At 42.2% G+C, this 16,359-nt stretch carries 20 protein-coding genes; 15 read left to right on the top strand and 5 right to left on the bottom strand.

Features of this window, described 5'->3' with window-relative positions; all coding sequences use genetic code 11:
* Nucleotides 1–9: 9 nt before the first annotated feature.
* The 10 genes from gap (at nucleotide 10) to NSQ72_RS15405 (ending at nucleotide 9,422) form a co-directional block, all read left to right on the top strand.
* Nucleotides 10–1,017 (top strand): type I glyceraldehyde-3-phosphate dehydrogenase, encoded by a 1,008-nt coding sequence (gap, locus tag NSQ72_RS15450; protein ID WP_007500174.1) that lies wholly within the window; start codon nucleotides 10–12, stop codon nucleotides 1,015–1,017.
* Nucleotides 1,018–1,230: 213 nt separating this feature from the next.
* Nucleotides 1,231–2,415: a phosphoglycerate kinase gene (locus tag NSQ72_RS15445; protein WP_024426073.1), complete on the top strand. Its 1,185-nt coding sequence runs from the start codon at nucleotides 1,231–1,233 to the stop codon at nucleotides 2,413–2,415.
* A gap of 30 nt (nucleotides 2,416–2,445) precedes the next feature.
* Nucleotides 2,446–3,207, top strand: coding sequence for a triose-phosphate isomerase (tpiA, locus tag NSQ72_RS15440; protein ID WP_017359213.1), 762 nt, complete (start codon nucleotides 2,446–2,448; stop codon nucleotides 3,205–3,207).
* Complete coding sequence (gpmI, locus tag NSQ72_RS15435) at nucleotides 3,200–4,735, top strand: 2,3-bisphosphoglycerate-independent phosphoglycerate mutase (protein WP_039181511.1); 1,536 nt, start codon at nucleotides 3,200–3,202, stop codon at nucleotides 4,733–4,735. The genes tpiA and gpmI overlap by 8 nt, the downstream gene beginning before the upstream one ends.
* Before the next feature lie 30 nt (nucleotides 4,736–4,765).
* Complete coding sequence (eno, locus tag NSQ72_RS15430; protein WP_003212752.1) at nucleotides 4,766–6,058, top strand: phosphopyruvate hydratase; 1,293 nt, start codon at nucleotides 4,766–4,768, stop codon at nucleotides 6,056–6,058.
* Nucleotides 6,059–6,314: 256 nt separating this feature from the next.
* Nucleotides 6,315–6,584 carry a hypothetical protein gene (locus tag NSQ72_RS15425; protein ID WP_073979003.1) on the top strand — a complete coding sequence of 90 codons (270 nt, stop codon included), beginning with the start codon at nucleotides 6,315–6,317 and terminating at the stop codon, nucleotides 6,582–6,584.
* 58 nt (nucleotides 6,585–6,642) lie between these two features.
* Complete coding sequence (locus NSQ72_RS15420) at nucleotides 6,643–7,410, top strand: ABC transporter ATP-binding protein (protein ID WP_341084483.1); 768 nt, start codon at nucleotides 6,643–6,645, stop codon at nucleotides 7,408–7,410.
* A complete protein-coding gene (locus tag NSQ72_RS15415; RefSeq protein ID WP_341084482.1) occupies nucleotides 7,382–8,779 on the top strand; it encodes a hypothetical protein in 1,398 nt (465 codons plus the stop codon). Before NSQ72_RS15420 ends, NSQ72_RS15415 begins: the two co-directional genes overlap by 29 nt.
* Entirely contained in the window at nucleotides 8,776–9,144 is a 369-nt protein-coding gene (locus tag NSQ72_RS15410; RefSeq protein WP_039181500.1) for a hypothetical protein, read from the top strand. Before NSQ72_RS15415 ends, NSQ72_RS15410 begins: the two co-directional genes overlap by 4 nt.
* On the top strand, nucleotides 9,141–9,422 hold the full coding sequence (locus tag NSQ72_RS15405; protein WP_039181498.1) for a hypothetical protein: 282 nt from the start codon (nucleotides 9,141–9,143) through the stop codon (nucleotides 9,420–9,422). Before NSQ72_RS15410 ends, NSQ72_RS15405 begins: the two co-directional genes overlap by 4 nt.
* Nucleotides 9,423–9,445: 23 nt before the next feature.
* Here NSQ72_RS15405 and NSQ72_RS15400 read toward each other — a convergent pair whose 3' ends face one another.
* Both NSQ72_RS15400 and NSQ72_RS15395 read right to left on the bottom strand, forming a co-directional pair.
* Nucleotides 9,446–9,910: a GNAT family N-acetyltransferase gene (locus tag NSQ72_RS15400; protein WP_039181496.1), complete on the bottom strand. Its 465-nt coding sequence runs from the start codon at nucleotides 9,908–9,910 to the stop codon at nucleotides 9,446–9,448.
* A 14-nt stretch (nucleotides 9,911–9,924) separates the two neighbouring features.
* On the bottom strand, nucleotides 9,925–10,389 hold the full coding sequence (locus tag NSQ72_RS15395; RefSeq protein ID WP_341084480.1) for a hypothetical protein: 465 nt from the start codon (nucleotides 10,387–10,389) through the stop codon (nucleotides 9,925–9,927).
* Between the two features lie 118 nt (nucleotides 10,390–10,507).
* Here NSQ72_RS15395 and NSQ72_RS15390 point away from each other — a divergent pair, with 118 nt between their 5' ends.
* Nucleotides 10,508–11,140, top strand: coding sequence for a MarC family protein (locus NSQ72_RS15390; RefSeq protein ID WP_058837609.1), 633 nt, complete (start codon nucleotides 10,508–10,510; stop codon nucleotides 11,138–11,140).
* A gap of 55 nt (nucleotides 11,141–11,195) precedes the next feature.
* Here NSQ72_RS15390 and NSQ72_RS15385 read toward each other — a convergent pair whose 3' ends face one another.
* On the bottom strand, nucleotides 11,196–11,732 hold the full coding sequence (locus NSQ72_RS15385) for a GbsR/MarR family transcriptional regulator (RefSeq protein ID WP_024426065.1): 537 nt from the start codon (nucleotides 11,730–11,732) through the stop codon (nucleotides 11,196–11,198).
* Nucleotides 11,733–12,001: 269 nt separating this feature from the next.
* Between NSQ72_RS15385 and NSQ72_RS15380 the strand changes: the two genes are divergently transcribed.
* The 4 genes from NSQ72_RS15380 to NSQ72_RS15365 are packed head-to-tail and all read left to right on the top strand — an operon-like array spanning nucleotide 12,002 to nucleotide 15,459.
* On the top strand, nucleotides 12,002–13,150 hold the full coding sequence (locus NSQ72_RS15380; protein ID WP_039181485.1) for a betaine/proline/choline family ABC transporter ATP-binding protein: 1,149 nt from the start codon (nucleotides 12,002–12,004) through the stop codon (nucleotides 13,148–13,150).
* A 13-nt stretch (nucleotides 13,151–13,163) separates the two neighbouring features.
* Nucleotides 13,164–13,817, top strand: a complete 654-nt coding sequence (locus NSQ72_RS15375; protein ID WP_025094045.1) for an ABC transporter permease — start codon at nucleotides 13,164–13,166, stop codon at nucleotides 13,815–13,817.
* Between the two features lie 13 nt (nucleotides 13,818–13,830).
* Nucleotides 13,831–14,748, top strand: a complete 918-nt coding sequence (locus NSQ72_RS15370) for an osmoprotectant ABC transporter substrate-binding protein (RefSeq protein ID WP_039181479.1) — start codon at nucleotides 13,831–13,833, stop codon at nucleotides 14,746–14,748.
* A 21-nt stretch (nucleotides 14,749–14,769) separates the two neighbouring features.
* A complete protein-coding gene (locus NSQ72_RS15365; RefSeq protein WP_099663687.1) occupies nucleotides 14,770–15,459 on the top strand; it encodes an ABC transporter permease in 690 nt (229 codons plus the stop codon).
* Between the two features lie 80 nt (nucleotides 15,460–15,539).
* On the opposite strand, the gene NSQ72_RS15360 is transcribed toward NSQ72_RS15365, so the two are convergent.
* Nucleotides 15,540–15,860 (bottom strand): winged helix-turn-helix transcriptional regulator, encoded by a 321-nt coding sequence (locus NSQ72_RS15360; protein ID WP_024423485.1) that lies wholly within the window; start codon nucleotides 15,858–15,860, stop codon nucleotides 15,540–15,542.
* Between the two features lie 81 nt (nucleotides 15,861–15,941).
* Nucleotides 15,942–16,343 carry a helix-turn-helix domain-containing protein gene (locus NSQ72_RS15355; protein WP_126682592.1) on the bottom strand — a complete coding sequence of 134 codons (402 nt, stop codon included), beginning with the start codon at nucleotides 16,341–16,343 and terminating at the stop codon, nucleotides 15,942–15,944.
* Between the last annotated feature and the right edge of the window lie 16 nt (nucleotides 16,344–16,359).

Below are 16,359 nucleotides of genomic sequence, written 5' to 3'. Positions count from 1 at the left end.
GGAAACATCATGGCAGTAAAAGTCGGTATTAACGGATTTGGACGTATTGGACGTAACGTATTTCGTGCAGCATTAAATAATCCTGAAGTTGAGGTAGTAGCGGTTAACGATCTAACAGATGCTAACATGCTTGCACACCTTTTACAATATGACTCTGTTCACGGAAAACTAGATGCAGAGGTTTCTGTAGACGGTACAAACTTAGTAGTGAACGGTAAAACAATCGAAGTATCAGCTGAGCGTGACCCTGCGAAATTAAGCTGGGGTAAACAAGGCGTAGAAATCGTTGTTGAATCTACTGGATTCTTCACAAAACGTGCAGACGCTGCGAAACACTTAGAAGCTGGCGCTAAAAAAGTCATCATCTCTGCTCCTGCTAACGAAGAAGATATCACAATCGTTATGGGTGTAAACGAAGACAAATACGATGCAGCTAGCCACGATGTCATCTCTAATGCATCTTGTACGACAAACTGCTTAGCACCATTTGCAAAAGTACTTAACGATAAATTTGGTATCAAACGCGGTATGATGACAACTGTTCACTCATACACAAATGACCAGCAAATTCTTGACCTTCCGCACAAAGACTACCGTCGTGCTCGTGCAGCTGCGGAAAACATCATCCCAACTTCTACAGGTGCTGCGAAAGCTGTTTCACTTGTATTGCCTGAACTTAAAGGTAAATTAAACGGTGGCGCTATGCGTGTTCCAACACCTAACGTTTCTTTAGTTGACCTTGTTGCTGAATTAAACCAAGATGTAACAGCTGAAGACGTAAATGCAGCACTTAAAGAAGCAGCTGAAGGAGAACTTAAAGGAATCCTTGGCTACAGCGAAGAGCCATTAGTATCTGGTGACTACAATGGTAATGCAAACTCTTCAACAATCGATGCTCTTTCTACAATGGTGATGGAAGGCAGCATGGTGAAAGTGATCTCTTGGTACGATAACGAGAGTGGATATTCTCACCGCGTTGTTGACCTTGCAGCTTACATTGCAAAACAAGGTCTTTAATTTCTCACACTGAAGGAACTCACTTGGTTCTTTCCTAGAGACACGATATAATGAAGACGGACAAGGGAAGGGGAAGCATCCCTTTCCCTTTTTCTCTGTTTTTATCCGTTCTGCACGATTTCTCGTTTTGATGAGGGCAAAATGGGAAAAGGATAAAGAGAGTCTTGTCCAATGCGTAAGGAAACCAGAATAAAGGAGGATCTCCTGACGAGCATGAATAAGAAATCAGTAAAAGACATTGACGTAAAAGGTAAAGTTGTGTTCTGCCGCGTAGATTTTAACGTTCCAATGAAGGACGGAGAAGTGACGGATGATACTCGTATCCGCGCAGCATTACCAACGATTGAGTATTTAACAGGACAAGGCGCAAAGGTACTGCTAGCTAGTCATTTGGGTCGTCCGAAGGGTCAAGTTACTGAAGAACTGCGTCTGACACCTGTGGCAAAACGTCTGCAAGAGCTTCTTGGAAAAGAAGTGAAAAAAGCAGATGAAGCTTACGGCGACAACGTGAAAAAGCAAATCTCTGACTTAAAAGAAGGAGATGTGCTAGTGCTTGAAAACGTTCGTTTCTATCCTGGTGAAGAAAAGAACGATCCTGAATTATCAAAAGCATTTGCTGATTTAGCCGATGTGTATGTCAATGATGCGTTCGGTGCTGCACACCGTGCACATGCATCGACAGCAGGAATTGCAGCTTATCTTCCGGCTGTTTCAGGCTTCCTCATGCAAAAAGAGCTTGAGGTGTTAGGAAAAGCCATTTCAAATCCTGATCGCCCATTTACAGCGATTATCGGCGGCGCAAAAGTAAAGGATAAAATCGGTGTGATTGAAAGTCTTCTTGATAAAGTAGACAACCTCATCATCGGCGGCGGACTTGCTTACACATTTGTGAAAGCACTTGGCCACGAGGTAGGGAAATCTCTATTAGAAGAAGACAAAGTAGATTTAGCGAAATCCTTTATGGACCGTGCAAAAGAAAAAGGCGTGAACTTCCTGATTCCAACAGATGTTCTGGTAGCCGACGACTTTTCAAATGATGCGAATACAAGCATTGTGCCAATCTCTGAAATTCCAAGTGATCTAGAAGCACTTGATATTGGAACAGAGACAAGAGAAAAGTATGCTGACGTTATTAAAAACAGCAAACTTGTTGTCTGGAATGGACCAATGGGTGTATTTGAAATCGATGCATTCGCTAAAGGAACAAAAGCAATCGCAGAAGCACTGGCAGAAGCAAAAGATACATATTCTGTCATTGGCGGTGGAGATTCAGCAGCAGCTGTTGAGAAATTTGGTCTTGCCGATCAGATGAGCCATATTTCTACAGGCGGCGGCGCTTCACTTGAATTTATGGAAGGCAAAGAACTTCCTGGTGTTACTGCATTAAACGATAAATAAGACCAAAACTGCTATAAGGAAGTGTCAATCATGAGAAAACCAATTATAGCTGGGAACTGGAAAATGAACAAAACACTTGGCGAAGCAGTCAGCTTTGTTGAAGAAGTTAAGTCATCTATTCCATCTCCTGACAAAGTGGAATCCATTGTCTGTGCGCCAGCTCTTTTCCTTGAAAAGCTAAACAGCCTATCAAACGGAACAGACCTTAAAATTGGTGCACAAAACATGCACTTTGAAGAAAATGGTGCATTCACTGGTGAAATCAGCCCTGCTGCTCTAAAAGATCTAGGCATTGGCTATTCAGTGATTGGGCATTCAGAGCGCCGTGAATTCTTTGCAGAAACAGATGAAACAGTGAACAAAAAAGCACATGCTGCATTCAAGCATGGCATCGTTCCAATTATTTGTGTAGGTGAAACGCTTGAAGAGCGTGAAGCTGGCAAAACAAATGAACTTGTCGCTGATCAAGTGAAGAAAGCACTAGCTGGTTTAACGAAGCAGCAAGTGGCTGAATCTGTGATTGCCTATGAGCCAATCTGGGCTATCGGTACAGGAAAATCTTCTACAGCGAAAGATGCAAACGACGTTTGCGCACACATCCGCCAAACCGTTGCAAGCGAATTTGGTCAAGAAGCGGCAGACAGCCTTCGCATTCAATATGGCGGAAGCGTGAAGCCGGCAAATATTAAAGAATATATGGCAGAATCCGATATTGACGGTGCTTTGGTAGGCGGCGCAAGCTTAGAACCTCAGTCTTTCGTTCAATTATTGGAGGAAGGTCAATATGAGTAAGAAACCAGCTGCATTAATCATCTTAGACGGGTTCGGTTTAAGAGGCGAAACAGTCGGTAACGCTGTCGCACAAGCAAAAAAACCGAACTTTGACCGCTACTGGAACGAATTTCCGCATCAAACCTTAACGGCTTCAGGTGAGGCAGTAGGTCTCCCGGAAGGTCAAATGGGGAACTCTGAAGTGGGGCATTTGAACATCGGTGCAGGACGCATTGTGTATCAAAGCTTAACAAGAGTGAATGTTGCCATTCGTGATGGGGAATTTGAGAAAAACGAAACGTTCCTAGATGCAATGACTTATGCAAAAGAGAATGACAAGGCGCTTCATTTATTTGGTCTCTTGTCAGACGGCGGTGTGCACAGTCACATCCAGCATCTTTTTGCCCTGCTGAAGCTGGCGAAAAAAGAAGGCTTAACAAAGGTATACATTCATGGCTTCTTGGACGGACGTGACGTTGGTCAGAAGACAGCCAAAGTGTACTTAAAACAGCTGGAAGAACAAATCAAAGAAATCGGTGTCGGTGAAGTGGCAACACTTTCTGGACGCTATTACTCAATGGACCGTGACAAACGCTGGGATCGTGTGGAGAAAGCGTACCGCGCGATGGCGTATGGTGAAGGCCCAAGTTATCAAAACATCTATGATGTCGTTGATGACTCCTATGAAAATGGAATCTACGATGAATTCGTTATTCCATCTGTCATTACGAGAGAAAATGGTGAGCCGGTTGCCAAAGTAAACGACGGCGACTCTGTGATTTTCTATAACTTCCGTCCAGACCGTGCCATCCAAATCTCGAACACTTTCACAAATGCAGATTTCCGCTCGTTTGACCGCGGAGAAGCTCATCCGAAGAATTTACACTTCGTCTGCTTCACACACTTCAGTGAAACGGTTGACGGCTATGTTGCCTTCAAACCAGTGAATTTGGATAACACAGTAGGAGAAGTGCTTGCTCAAAACGGATTGAAACAGCTGCGGATTGCTGAAACAGAGAAATATCCTCACGTGACGTTCTTTATGAGCGGTGGCCGTGAAGAAGAATTTCCTGGTGAAGACCGCATCTTAATCAATTCACCAGATGTGGCAACCTATGACCTCAAGCCGGAAATGAGCGCTTATGAGGTAAAGGATGCACTTGTTGCAGACATCAATGCTGACAAGCATGATGCGATCATTCTGAACTTTGCTAACCCGGATATGGTTGGTCATTCAGGTATGCTTGAGCCAACAATCAAAGCCATTGAAGCAGTAGATGAGTGCTTAGGAGCTGTAGTCGACGCAATCCTGGCAAAAGGCGGACATGCCATCATCACGGCAGACCACGGTAACGCAGACGTGCTAATTACCGAAGAAGGAAAGCCGCATACTGCACATACAACGAATCCTGTGCCAGTCATCGTGACGAAAAAAGGTGCGACGCTTAGAGAAGGCGGCATTTTAGCCGATCTATCTCCAACGCTTTTAGACTTACTTGGCCTTGAAAAACCAAAAGAGATGACAGGAACATCATTGATTCAAAAATAACAAATTGATTCAAAAGGAGAGAAATTAAAAATGCCATACATTGTTGACGTATATGCACGCGAAGTATTAGACTCTCGCGGTAACCCAACAGTTGAAGTAGAAGTTTACACAGAATCTGGCGGCTTTGGCCGTGCGCTTGTTCCAAGTGGTGCTTCTACTGGTGAATATGAAGCAGTAGAACTACGTGATGGAGACAAAGACCGTTACCTTGGAAAAGGTGTTCTGACAGCTGTAAACAACGTAAACGAAATCATTGCACCAGAGCTTTTAGGCTTTGATGTAACAGAACAAGTAGCGATCGACAAAATGTTAATCGAACTTGACGGAACAGAAAACAAAGGGAAATTAGGCGCAAACGCAATCCTTGGCGTATCTATCGCTGTAGCACGTGCGGCTGCTGATTTCTTACAAATTCCACTTTATCAATACCTTGGTGGATTCAACTCCAAAACGCTTCCAGTACCGATGATGAACATCGTCAACGGTGGAGAGCATGCGGATAACAACGTAGACATTCAAGAATTCATGATTATGCCTGTAGGTGCTCCAAACTTCCGTGAAGCACTTCGCATGGGCGCTCAAATCTTCCATAGCCTGAAATCTGTATTAAGCGCAAAAGGCTTAAACACAGCTGTAGGTGACGAAGGTGGATTCGCTCCAAACCTTGGTTCTAACGAAGAAGCACTTCAAACAATCGTTGAAGCGATCGAAAAAGCTGGCTTCAAACCAGGTGAAGAAGTGAAACTTGCAATGGATGCTGCATCTTCTGAGTTCTACAACAAAGAAGACGGTAAATATCATTTATCAGGCGAAGGTGTTGTGAAAACATCTGCTGAAATGGTTGACTGGTATGAAGATATGGTATCGAAATACCCAATCATCTCTATCGAAGACGGCCTTGATGAAAACGACTGGGAAGGTCACAAACTATTAACTGAGCGCCTTGGCAGCAAGGTTCAGTTAGTAGGAGACGACTTGTTCGTTACAAATACGAAGAAGCTTTCTGAAGGAATCAAAAACGGCGTTGGTAACTCAATCCTGATCAAAGTAAACCAAATCGGTACATTAACTGAAACATTTGATGCAATCGAAATGGCAAAACGCGCAGGATACACAGCAGTCATCTCTCACCGTTCTGGTGAAACTGAAGACAGCACAATTGCAGACATCGCTGTTGCAACAAACGCTGGACAAATCAAAACAGGTGCTCCGTCTCGTACGGACCGTGTGGCGAAATACAACCAATTACTTCGCATCGAAGATCAATTGGCTGAAACAGCACAATATCACGGCATTGCAACATTCTATAACTTGAATAAATAATGTCAGCTATGCGCTGCGTCCCACTCTTTCATGAGAGCGGGACGCAGCGTTTTTTTTGTTGAGCGAAATCCGCTGGCTAATTCATTTGACTTATCCTATTTCTGTAAAACCTCCTCCTTCAGTTAGAGAAGAAGTCAAAACCCCCTCCATTTATAAGCACTAAATCATGAAAATTCGTCTAAAAATATGATCTGAAATGAACTTATGCTTTCTGTAAGGGGGTGGTATCATTTTACATATATTAGGGGGTGATGAGATGCTGAATCCTTTTAGCCTTCGTTTTCCAGTAGGTGTGTATATGTATGTCCTTCACCTGTTGGCGGCATATGATGAAAGGAAGCAACGAATTCTAACTTCTAAGAATGTACAGAAAAACGCATTTTGGATTTATGTCCTTGCCGCTATATTGGGCATTATTTCACTTGGAGCATTGATTTGGGCATGCAAGACCTTTGGACAGGGCTCGAAATTTTTAGGAGAGTTCAAATTATTAGGCATGTACGTTAAAATCCAGTGTGGTTATTAACAGGGATGAGAACAGATGCATGGTCATCTGTTCTATCTGAATCAAACGGAGGGATATGATGCTGACATTACAATTAAAAGAAAAAACATATAGCCGCACCTTCTCTCTCCGCAATATTCAAATAAGTGTCGAGAAAGGGCAGATGCTGCTGCTTTTGGGGCATAATGGTGCGGGAAAGACAACGATGATCCAATCCATGTTTGGGCTGACGCCATTTATAGGATGCGTCACTTTACATGGTAAACAGCTGAACCTTCAATCCTCAGAACATATCTCCTTGTTGAAAAAACATGTTTCCTATATTCCTGATGACCATTCGTTGTTCGATTATTTATCGCCGAGGGAATACTTTCAATTACTTCAGCTGCCAAATGAGCAAGATGTCACACGGGAAGAGACGTTTATTGATCTGTTTGAGCTGGGGGCGTATATGGATCAGCCTATCGCTCAGCTGTCTCATGGCAATCAAAAGAAAACACAGATCATTTCCCAGCTCCTCAGGCCATGTGATTATTATGTGTTCGATGAGCCAACAAACGGACTTGATCCAGATATGATGATCATCTTAAAAAAGGTGCTCACGAAGCTGAGAGAGCAAGGCGCTGGCATTCTCATTTCAACCCATCATTTGAGTTTTGGTGATACGCTTTATGACCATCTCATGATCTTGAGAAATGGTGACGTCAAACTGGATATGTCCCGCCAAGAAACGAATCAGACATTTCCTCATCAGGCACTTGAAGAGATTTATAAAGAAGTGAACCGAGATTACTATATGCAGGTGGAGAGGTTACTCAATGATCTGGACACGACACGTTCTTCATAAAATAGAATGGGGGATGCTTACAGCGAAAGTCAAGCAGCTCGCAAAAAAGTACCCTATACAGCTTCTCGCAGCCGCGGCTTTTTTCTTGCTCATGTATGCGATATACGTCGTTATCAGCCTGCGCTTTTTCATGCAGGCAGGAGAAAGCGAGCCAACTGCTCTATACCTCCAATTGATGAAAATGACGCTTTTACTTTTAAGTGCAGGTATTGTGTTATCCCGCAATAAATTAAAGCGCCAGGAATATCAATTCTACTTTTTGAATAGTGCGGTACAAAGTTTGCCATTTGTCCTTTGTGTATATTTCTTTCCGATGCTCTTTTGTTTCCTCGTGGTTGGACTGCTTTTTTTACCGATTGTATTAGGCCTTTTGATCAGCGGTGTTACGCCATCTCTTTATTGGATAACGGTTGTGTGCATGACTTGCTGTGTACTGGCGCTGCTTGCGCTTGCTTCTTGGATGTTAATGCGGATTGCTGTGAGCCATTTCGTATCAAAAACAAAAGAGCATTTGCTGCTGCAAACGCTTGGCTTTGCGGTGCTGAATCTATTGGTGTTTCTCCTTTTGCAAAAAGCAATGGAGATGATCCGCGTATGGCCATCAGTCTATCTCATATTTCTAATGATCCTTTTAAGCGCTGGCTGGCTATGGCTGAAGGGGTTAGCGGCTTCTTATGTCCATTGGATGTTTTTGCAGCTGAAAACAGAGGTGAAGTCGTTTTCTTATAAGAAAATCAGAACGCAATCTTCCTTTCTAACGCACCTGCGGCAGGAATTGGTCTATTTCAGCCGGTCAGCTGTTTTTAAAGAACAGGGCATTTTGTTTTTATTTCTCGTTTGTTTAACGGCGGGGCTGCCATTTGTTTTTACACCGGTAGAAATCGGCTGGCTGTATGCCTTTATTGTTCAGTATGCGTTAAAGGAAATATTGATCATGCTTCCGCTGATGATTGGCAGAGAATATCATATGAATCAAAGGGCCATCTTTATGTTAAATACATCAAAGGGCGCTTATTTGTTGTCGAGAATTTTATTTTATTACGCTATTAATTTGTTGATATATTTTGTGTTTATTGGGTTTGCATCTATGGTGATAGGCATTGAAAGTGAAGGCCATGTCCTTGCAAGTTTGTCCATTTTGTTGATCACTGTCATGGCGGCCTGTACCGGATTTATCGTGAAGATCAGTGAGTTTAATAAACTGTTTGTCATCGTAATGATGATTGCTGTATTCAGCTTCATCGATATGCTTTTATTGAAGTGGCTTTCAACAGATGTGTATCTTCTCGCCACCGCCTATCTGCTAGGTTCACTTGCATTTTTTAGCTGTATTTATGCGGTCATGTTAAAGAGGCCTGTCTTGCGATGATAGAGCTTGTGTGTAGTTTCCTAGCGGTTGTGCTGATACATGAACTCGGTCATATGCTGATGATCATGGTGTGTAACAAAATTGAAAAAAGACCGCTCTTTGATTTTGTGATAACGATTGATTGGAAGCATGTGGCGGTCGTCCATGAGAAATTTGTCCGGCCGAGCTTCAATATGATGGTGGCACTTGCAGGCCCGCTCTTTCCGGTGCTTTGTTCGATTGTGCTTTTTATGATATGGAAACATCCGGTAAGTCATCAACTGCTGTTTTTTTCTTTACTAAATACGGTGATGCTGCATCCAGCTTGCCCAGACGGGAAAAATATCACAGCCAGTTTAAAAGAGATGAAGGAGAGAAAGAGATGATTAAAGTATTTCATTCGTTTTCCAGCGGTTTAACACTTGCGATGCTGTATGTATTTGCTGTGTTTATGACCCCTGTTTTTTTACTGCTGCTAGAGGTCAATCATGTTGAATCAAGTCCATCAATGTTTGGCATGCCATTTTATATCATGAAAATTGAAGAGTATCAATTCAGTTCAGAGGCGACGCTCTTTGGATGTGTGGTCTGCTTTTTAGCTGGCGCCGTGCTCTATTTTTTTATTCAATATGTGAAGCATGTGGTGAAAAAGCGCAGAACATAAAAAAAAGCAGACGGAACAAAACATCAGTCTGCTTGCAAAGTGAGTGAGAGCCGTACCATATCCATACACTGAATGCCATTTTCAAAAATCGGTTCATCATAATGTTTAAGAAAGAAATCGTGGTCAATAGATGTCATGCGGAAGCCGCATTTCTGATAAAGTGCGAGCTGCTGGATACTCGAGTTACCTGTGCCGATTTCAATCGTGTGAAAGCCGGAGGCTTTCGCTTCAGAAATGGCATGGCGGATCAGCTGCTTTCCAATTCCTTTTCCTTGCCATGATTCCTTCACGGCGACGTTGATAATTTCGACTGTCTGCTGAGACAGAGATAAAAGCACATAGATACCAATCACGTCCTGTTCATGATAAGCGGCATAACAAGAACCGGATTGCACATATTCAAGTACCTTTTCCTTTGAAGGATCAGCTAAGAGTAAAAGATCCATAGGGACAGAATGATCACCTGACAATGGCCGAATTTGTATCATGTTTTTCATCCTTTCTATTCTTTAATATATCCTTGTTTCACACCCCAATCATATTGATCCTGTACCCATTGTGAAGGCGGATTGTGGGTGACATTTGGGTCTTTTTTGACAGTTGTTTTCCTTGTAGTCTGTGAAGTCTGTTTATTCGCTTGAACAGTGGCTTTCGCTGCTGTCAGCTCTTTTTGAAGCTGGTCGATTTTTGCCTCAAGCGCTTTACGCTGTTTGACTTCTTTTTGATAGGCTTTCTTTTCTTTTTTGAGCTTTTTCGTGATGGTAGACAGTTTCTTTTTTTGATCTTCGTTTTTATGCTTCAAATCTGCTTGATTTGATTTTAACTTCGAAAGCTGCTCAGTGTTCGTTTTGCTTTCTTGCTGATGTTTTTCCTCTGCTGCTTGGATGGACTGCTGCTGCCAAACAATCCAGCCGGCTGCTCCTAAAACCACAGCGCATAGAAGGATGATGGTGATCGTTTTCTTCATGTGTCATTCCCCTTTCTTTAAACCTTTATTATCATCGGTTAAATATATACAGGTTTTAACATCACAAGGGAATATTCACATCAGATTGGCAGACACTATGAAAAAAGGAGGGTGTCTGTTGATTTCCTTTATGATTCATGTCGTGGTCTCATTATTTGCTGTATCAAACCCTATTGGAAACGTGCCTCTTTTTATTACCTTAACAGAGGGATATACAGAGAAAGAACGCTCCCAAACAGCCAAAAAAGCCATTGTGGTCTCTTTCATTATTTTGGTTGCTTTTCTATTGGCAGGGAGGCTCATTTTCAAATTGTTTGGGATCGATATTCATGCTCTCCGCATCGCCGGAGGTATTTTCATTTTTGGTATCGCTTACAATTTACTGAATGCAAAGGAGTCACATGTCCAAAATCCTCATTCTGAGGAAAAGGCAGAAAGCAAAGAAAAGGCGGATGTCTCCGTTACGCCGCTGGCGATTCCGATCATCGCTGGTCCCGGTACAATCGCTACAGTGATGAGCTTAACCCCGGGAAGTCAAGTGATGCTTCACATGTTTGCGATTTTAATCGGCATTGTCATCGTACTGGCGATGACCTTTTATGCTTTTCATTATTCAAGTTTCATTATGCGAAAAATGGGGAAAACAGAGATGAATGTCGTGACGCGCTTAATGGGATTAATTCTTGCTGTAGTGGCAGTTGAAATGATTGGTGCGGGCTTAAAAGGGATGTTTCCGATGTTTATGTCATAAGTGTATATAAAAAAGCTGTTTTTTTCTACAATGATGTAAAATAAAACAGCTTTTTTTAAGGTTTCGGCACATGCTTAAACACTTCTTCACTCTCAAAGAATTCAATTAAGCGGCTAATCCAATCATAGTAATCAAGACTTTCCTTGATTTCTGAAAGAAGCAGATTGATTTTATCCTCTGTCTCTTCTGGCAGGTCGTCCTGTTCAAGCAATTCCAGCAATTCCTTGCACGTTTTCTTATGTGCTTTGCGGTTTTTGCTAACAACTCGAGACCAATTGGCTGCAAACAAGGAAATAAACGTTTGGTATTGATCTTGCTCAACGTCATATAGATCTTTACGTATTCCTTTTTCATAAACCTTTTCCGCAATATTCAAATCGAGCATTTCTCGAACGACTTGACTCATTCTCGTTTTGCTCATGCCTGTCGCCTCTGATAGCTCTCCAAGCGTCATTGGTTTACGGTTCATGTGAATGATACCAAGCACTCTACCTACTGTAGAAGAAAGACCAAAGGCATTCATGTTCTCGGCAGCTTTTTCAATATAATGATCCTGTGCTTTTTGAATGGCGCCTAACGCTTGCTTGTCCACTCCCCGATTCATCCCTTCACGACTGACAATTTGTAACACAATATATCATATACCTGTTTGTTGATGAAAACAATAAATATTGAGTATTTGCTCGTAATTTGGAGGAAAAAGGAGAGATCTCTATCTAGCAGGCCGTTAACTGAAAATTTTAAATAAATGTTATGCAATACAAACACATCGTAAACTTTTTATTTTATAAAGTTTGCACTATAATAAATAAGGTGTAAATTTTCTGAAAATATTGATCCGACTAATTGGAGGTGTCTCATTTGCTGAAACTAGAGAATGTATCTAAGACGTATAAAGGCGGAAAAAAAGCTGTCAAAAATATTGATTTAGAAATAGCAAAAGGAGAATTTATTTGTTTTATTGGACCGAGTGGCTGTGGTAAGACAACAACCATGAAGATGATCAACCGACTCATCGAACCTTCCTCAGGAAACATCTTCATCGAGGGAGAAAATATTATGAAAAAAGATCCAGTTCAATTAAGAAGAGAAATTGGTTATGTGATTCAGCAAATTGGACTGTTCCCCCATATGACCATCGCACAAAACATTTCACTTGTTCCAAAGCTGTTAAAATGGCCGGAAGAAAAACGAAAAGAACGGGCACGTGAACTGCTGAAGCTTGTCGACATGGGACCAGAATATTTAGAACGCTACCCTCATGAACTCAGCGGAGGACAGCAGCAGCGCATCGGTGTTCTTCGCGCACTAGCAGCGGAACCCCCTCTGATCCTCATGGATGAACCATTCGGAGCACTTGATCCAATCACACGAGATTCATTGCAGGAAGAATTTAAGAAACTGCAAAAAACGTTAAATAAAACCATCGTATTCGTCACACATGACATGGACGAAGCCATTAAACTAGCTGATCGAATTGTGATTTTAAAAGATGGAGAGATTGTCCAAGTAGGTACGCCTGACGATATTCTGCGGAACCCTGCCAATGAATTTGTAGAAGAATTCATTGGAAAAGAACGTCTGCTTCAATCAAATCCGAATATGGAACGTGTAGAACAAATGATGAACACGTCACCAGTCACCATTACAGTTGAAAAAACATTAACAGATGCCATCTACATCATGAGAGAAAAGCGGGTCGATTCCTTGCTTGTAGTAGATGAACATCATGTGCTAAAAGGCTATATCGACATTGAAACAATCGATGCGAACCGCAGAAAAGCAGCTTTCGTTGGTGATATTTTAAATACAGAGTTCTATACCGTACAAGAAGGCGCACTTCTAAGAGACACTGTCCGGAAAATCTTAATACGCGGCATTAAATATGTACCGGTTGTGGATGCAGAAGGGCACTTAAAAGGCATTGTGACACGTGCAAGTCTTGTAGATGTTGTGTACGACTCCATTTGGGGAGACGATACGCCGGCGGCTGTCACTGAAATGAATTAAGGGAGGTGTACACATGGATCAAATCATCGACTTTCTAGAGAAAAATGGTGGGGAACTCCTTACGAAAATGTGGGAGCATTTATATATTTCCTTAATTGCTGTTGTGCTTGGTATTATCGTTGCCGTTCCTTTAGGTGTGGTTCTCACACGAATGAAACGAGGCGCAGGTTTTATCATCGGTATCGTGAATATCTTTCAAACACTCCCTAGTTTAGCGATTCTTGCCTTTTTTATTCCTATTTTGGGGGTTGGGAAAATACCTGCAATCGTTGCTCTCTTTTTCTATTCGGTTTTACCTATTTTAAGAAATACGTATGCCGGGGTCCAAGGAGTGAACAAAAACTTGCTTGAATCCGGTAAAGGAATCGGGATGACAACATGGGAACAAATTCGTCTTGTTGAACTCCCGCTTGCTGTACCGGTCATTATGGCAGGTGTCAGAACGTCAACGATTTATTTGATTGGCTGGACAACACTTGCAGCCTTTATCGGTGGAGGCGGTCTAGGTGACTACATTTTGATTGGACTTCAGCTGTATCAGCCGGAATTTATTATTGCAGGTGCGATCCCAGTCACGATTTTAGCAGTCATCATCGACCTATCATTAATGAAGCTGGAGAAAAAAGTAACACCAGAAGGCTTAAAAGGATTGAAGGAAGTTTCATAAGGAGTTGGCTTATGTGAAGAATCGAAAAACAAAATGGATCAGTGCACTGCTTGCCGGATGCTTGCTATTGATAAGCGGCTGTTCACTTCCTGGACTAGCCGGCTCCTCAGGGGGCACGCTGCGAATCGGAGCACAAAACTTTACCGAATCAGAAATTATGGCCTATATGGTTGGCGATATGATCGAACATTACACAGATAAAAAGACGACCATTGTGAAAAACCTAGGCTCCAACACTGTGCAGCAGAAAGCAATGGAAAACGGAGACGTTGACATCTCTGCCACAAGATATTCAGGCACGGATTTAACAAGTACGCTTGGAATGGATGCAGAAAAAGACCCAGAGCGTGCGATGGAGATCGTCCAAAAAGAATTTAAGAAACGATATGATTACAAATGGTTTGATTCTTATGGATTTGATAATACGTATGCCTTTGCCGTGACGCAGAAGATGGCGAAGGAAAACAAGTTAGAAACGGTTTCTGATTTAAAAAAGAATGCGAACAATTACCGTTTTGGTGTCGATAACGTATGGCTCAAAAAGAAAGGCGACGGCTATGAAGGATTTGTGAAAACATACGGAATAAAATTTGGCAGCACATATCCGATGCAAATTGGTTTAGTCTATGATGCATTAAAAAATGAAAAAATGGATATTGTGCTTGCCTATTCTACAGATGGACGAATCAAGGCCTATAACCTTAAAATCTTAAAAGATGATAAGCGGTTCTTCCCGCCTTATGATGCATCGCCAGTAGTCCCGGAGAAAGTTTTAAAAGAAAATCCAGGGCTTAATAAGGTAATCAACAGGCTGATCGGAAAAATCGATACAGAACAAATGCAAGAGCTGAACTACCAAGTCGACGGCGAGCTTCAAGAACCAGCAACCGTTGCAAAGAATTTCCTGAAAAAACACAATTACTTTGAGTAAGATTGGGAGGTGTCACGGCTGATGGACACACTGCAGCAATTATGGACGTATTATCAGCAGAACGGTTCATATGTGTTAGAAGAATTTTATCGGCATTTTCTCATGTCGGCGTACGGGGTGTTGTTTGCGGCGATTGTCGGGATTCCAGTAGGCATCTTTGTGGCGCATTACCGCAAGCTGAGCAATTGGGTCTTCGCCATTACCAACGTCATTCAAACGATACCGGCATTAGCGATGCTTTCCGTGTTGATGCTTGTATTAGGACTTGGCGCAAATACAGTCATCCTATCACTCTTTCTGTATTCGCTTCTGCCGATCATCCGAAACACATACACAGGCATTGTCAGCATTGAACATGCGTATTTAGAATCAGGTAAAGCGATGGGCATGACGAAATGGCAAGTGCTGAGAATGGTTGAATTACCGCTTGCTTTATCAGTCATTATGGCAGGTTTAAGAACCGCACTGGTCATCGCCATCGGTATTACAGCGATTGGAACATTTGTGGGCGCGGGAGGTCTTGGTGATATCATTATCAGAGGATCAAACGCCACAAACGGAACAGCCATCATTTTAGCAGGTGCGATTCCAACTGCACTCATGGCTATCGTTGCTGACCTTGTCATGGGCTGGCTCGAACGTTATTTAAGCCCGACAAACAAGAAAAAAGAAAGAAAAGCGTTAGCTGAAAAAAACATCACATCTGCTTAAGCGGTTGAAAAGACAAAACCTCCCTTACATCTGTAAGGGAGGTTGTTTTATGATGATCAGGCAGTTCACATGCATGTATTTTATGATTCAAGCGTGATCCATTCAGAGGACCACTTCGCAATTTCTTCAAAAACGGGTGCAAGTGAACGCCCCATATCTGTTAAAGAATACTCTATGCGCACGGGTGTTTCAGCAAAAACCTCCCGTTTTACAATACCTGCTGCCTCCAGCTCTTTTAATCTCTCAGATAATACTCTACCGCTTAAATTTGTCAGGGCTGCCTCAATTTCACTAAAGCGCTGCTGACCTGAGAGAAGCTGAAAAACAATCAGTGCCACCCAGCGTTTGCTCAATAACTCAACTGCTTTTTCAAACCGCGGGCACATGTCAGATTGATTCATCTTCCTTCACTCCAATCTGAACCCATTATACCGTAAATCTGTCATAAATCGGCGCAAAAAGCTTGTTAATGATGAAAACATTTATGAGGATGATCGGCTGTTTAACATAAATAACAAATAGCGGTTGAGGTCCTCTATTTCTTTTTTCGAAAGGGTCGACCATATGTCACCATCAAATATTTCGAGATCATCAAGTTCATATTTCGCTGAGGCTTCCTTTATTTTGGATAAAGCCAGATCCTCTTCCTTGATCTGATGGACAGGAGAGACTTCCTCAATATAGCCCGCAGCCTGCATCATGTCTTCATAAGGTACCTTTAACGCACCAGCTAGCTTTTTAATCGTAGGAGGTTTCGGAATGCCGCGTTTCCCGTTTTCAATACGAGAAATACCGGCAGCGCTGACCTCAGAATACATCGCTAATTGGTTCACTGACAGCTTCTTTTCTTCACGTAATGCTCTTAAATATGCACCAAAGTTCATCAACGCAAAACCTCAC

Source organism: Bacillus sp. FSL R5-0659, assembly GCF_038008785.1.
Lineage (GTDB): Bacteria > Bacillota > Bacilli > Bacillales > Bacillaceae > Bacillus > Bacillus safensis.
Note: the sequence above shows the minus strand (reverse complement) of the source record. Positions and strands in the feature narration are given on the sequence as shown.

Excerpts from the sequence above, each read along its gene's own strand:
- gap (WP_007500174.1), top strand. The coding sequence starts at position 10 with ATGGCAGTAAAAGTCGGTATTAACGGATTTGGACGTATTGGACGTAAC.
- NSQ72_RS15445 (WP_024426073.1), top strand. The coding sequence starts at position 1,231 with ATGAATAAGAAATCAGTAAAAGACATTGACGTAAAAGGTAAAGTTGTG.
- tpiA (WP_017359213.1), top strand. The coding sequence starts at position 2,446 with ATGAGAAAACCAATTATAGCTGGGAACTGGAAAATGAACAAAACACTT.
- gpmI (WP_039181511.1), top strand. The coding sequence starts at position 3,200 with ATGAGTAAGAAACCAGCTGCATTAATCATCTTAGACGGGTTCGGTTTA.
- eno (WP_003212752.1), top strand. The coding sequence starts at position 4,766 with ATGCCATACATTGTTGACGTATATGCACGCGAAGTATTAGACTCTCGC.
- NSQ72_RS15425 (WP_073979003.1), top strand. The coding sequence starts at position 6,315 with ATGCTGAATCCTTTTAGCCTTCGTTTTCCAGTAGGTGTGTATATGTAT.
- NSQ72_RS15420 (WP_341084483.1), top strand. The coding sequence starts at position 6,643 with ATGCTGACATTACAATTAAAAGAAAAAACATATAGCCGCACCTTCTCT.
- NSQ72_RS15415 (WP_341084482.1), top strand. The coding sequence starts at position 7,382 with ATGATCTGGACACGACACGTTCTTCATAAAATAGAATGGGGGATGCTT.
- NSQ72_RS15410 (WP_039181500.1), top strand. The coding sequence starts at position 8,776 with ATGATAGAGCTTGTGTGTAGTTTCCTAGCGGTTGTGCTGATACATGAA.
- NSQ72_RS15405 (WP_039181498.1), top strand. The coding sequence starts at position 9,141 with ATGATTAAAGTATTTCATTCGTTTTCCAGCGGTTTAACACTTGCGATG.
- NSQ72_RS15400 (WP_039181496.1), bottom strand. The coding sequence starts at position 9,910 with ATGATACAAATTCGGCCATTGTCAGGTGATCATTCTGTCCCTATGGAT.
- NSQ72_RS15395 (WP_341084480.1), bottom strand. The coding sequence starts at position 10,389 with ATGAAGAAAACGATCACCATCATCCTTCTATGCGCTGTGGTTTTAGGA.
- NSQ72_RS15375 (WP_025094045.1), top strand. The coding sequence starts at position 13,164 with ATGGATCAAATCATCGACTTTCTAGAGAAAAATGGTGGGGAACTCCTT.
- NSQ72_RS15365 (WP_099663687.1), top strand. The coding sequence starts at position 14,770 with ATGGACACACTGCAGCAATTATGGACGTATTATCAGCAGAACGGTTCA.
- NSQ72_RS15360 (WP_024423485.1), bottom strand. The coding sequence starts at position 15,860 with ATGAATCAATCTGACATGTGCCCGCGGTTTGAAAAAGCAGTTGAGTTA.
- NSQ72_RS15355 (WP_126682592.1), bottom strand. The coding sequence starts at position 16,343 with ATGAACTTTGGTGCATATTTAAGAGCATTACGTGAAGAAAAGAAGCTG.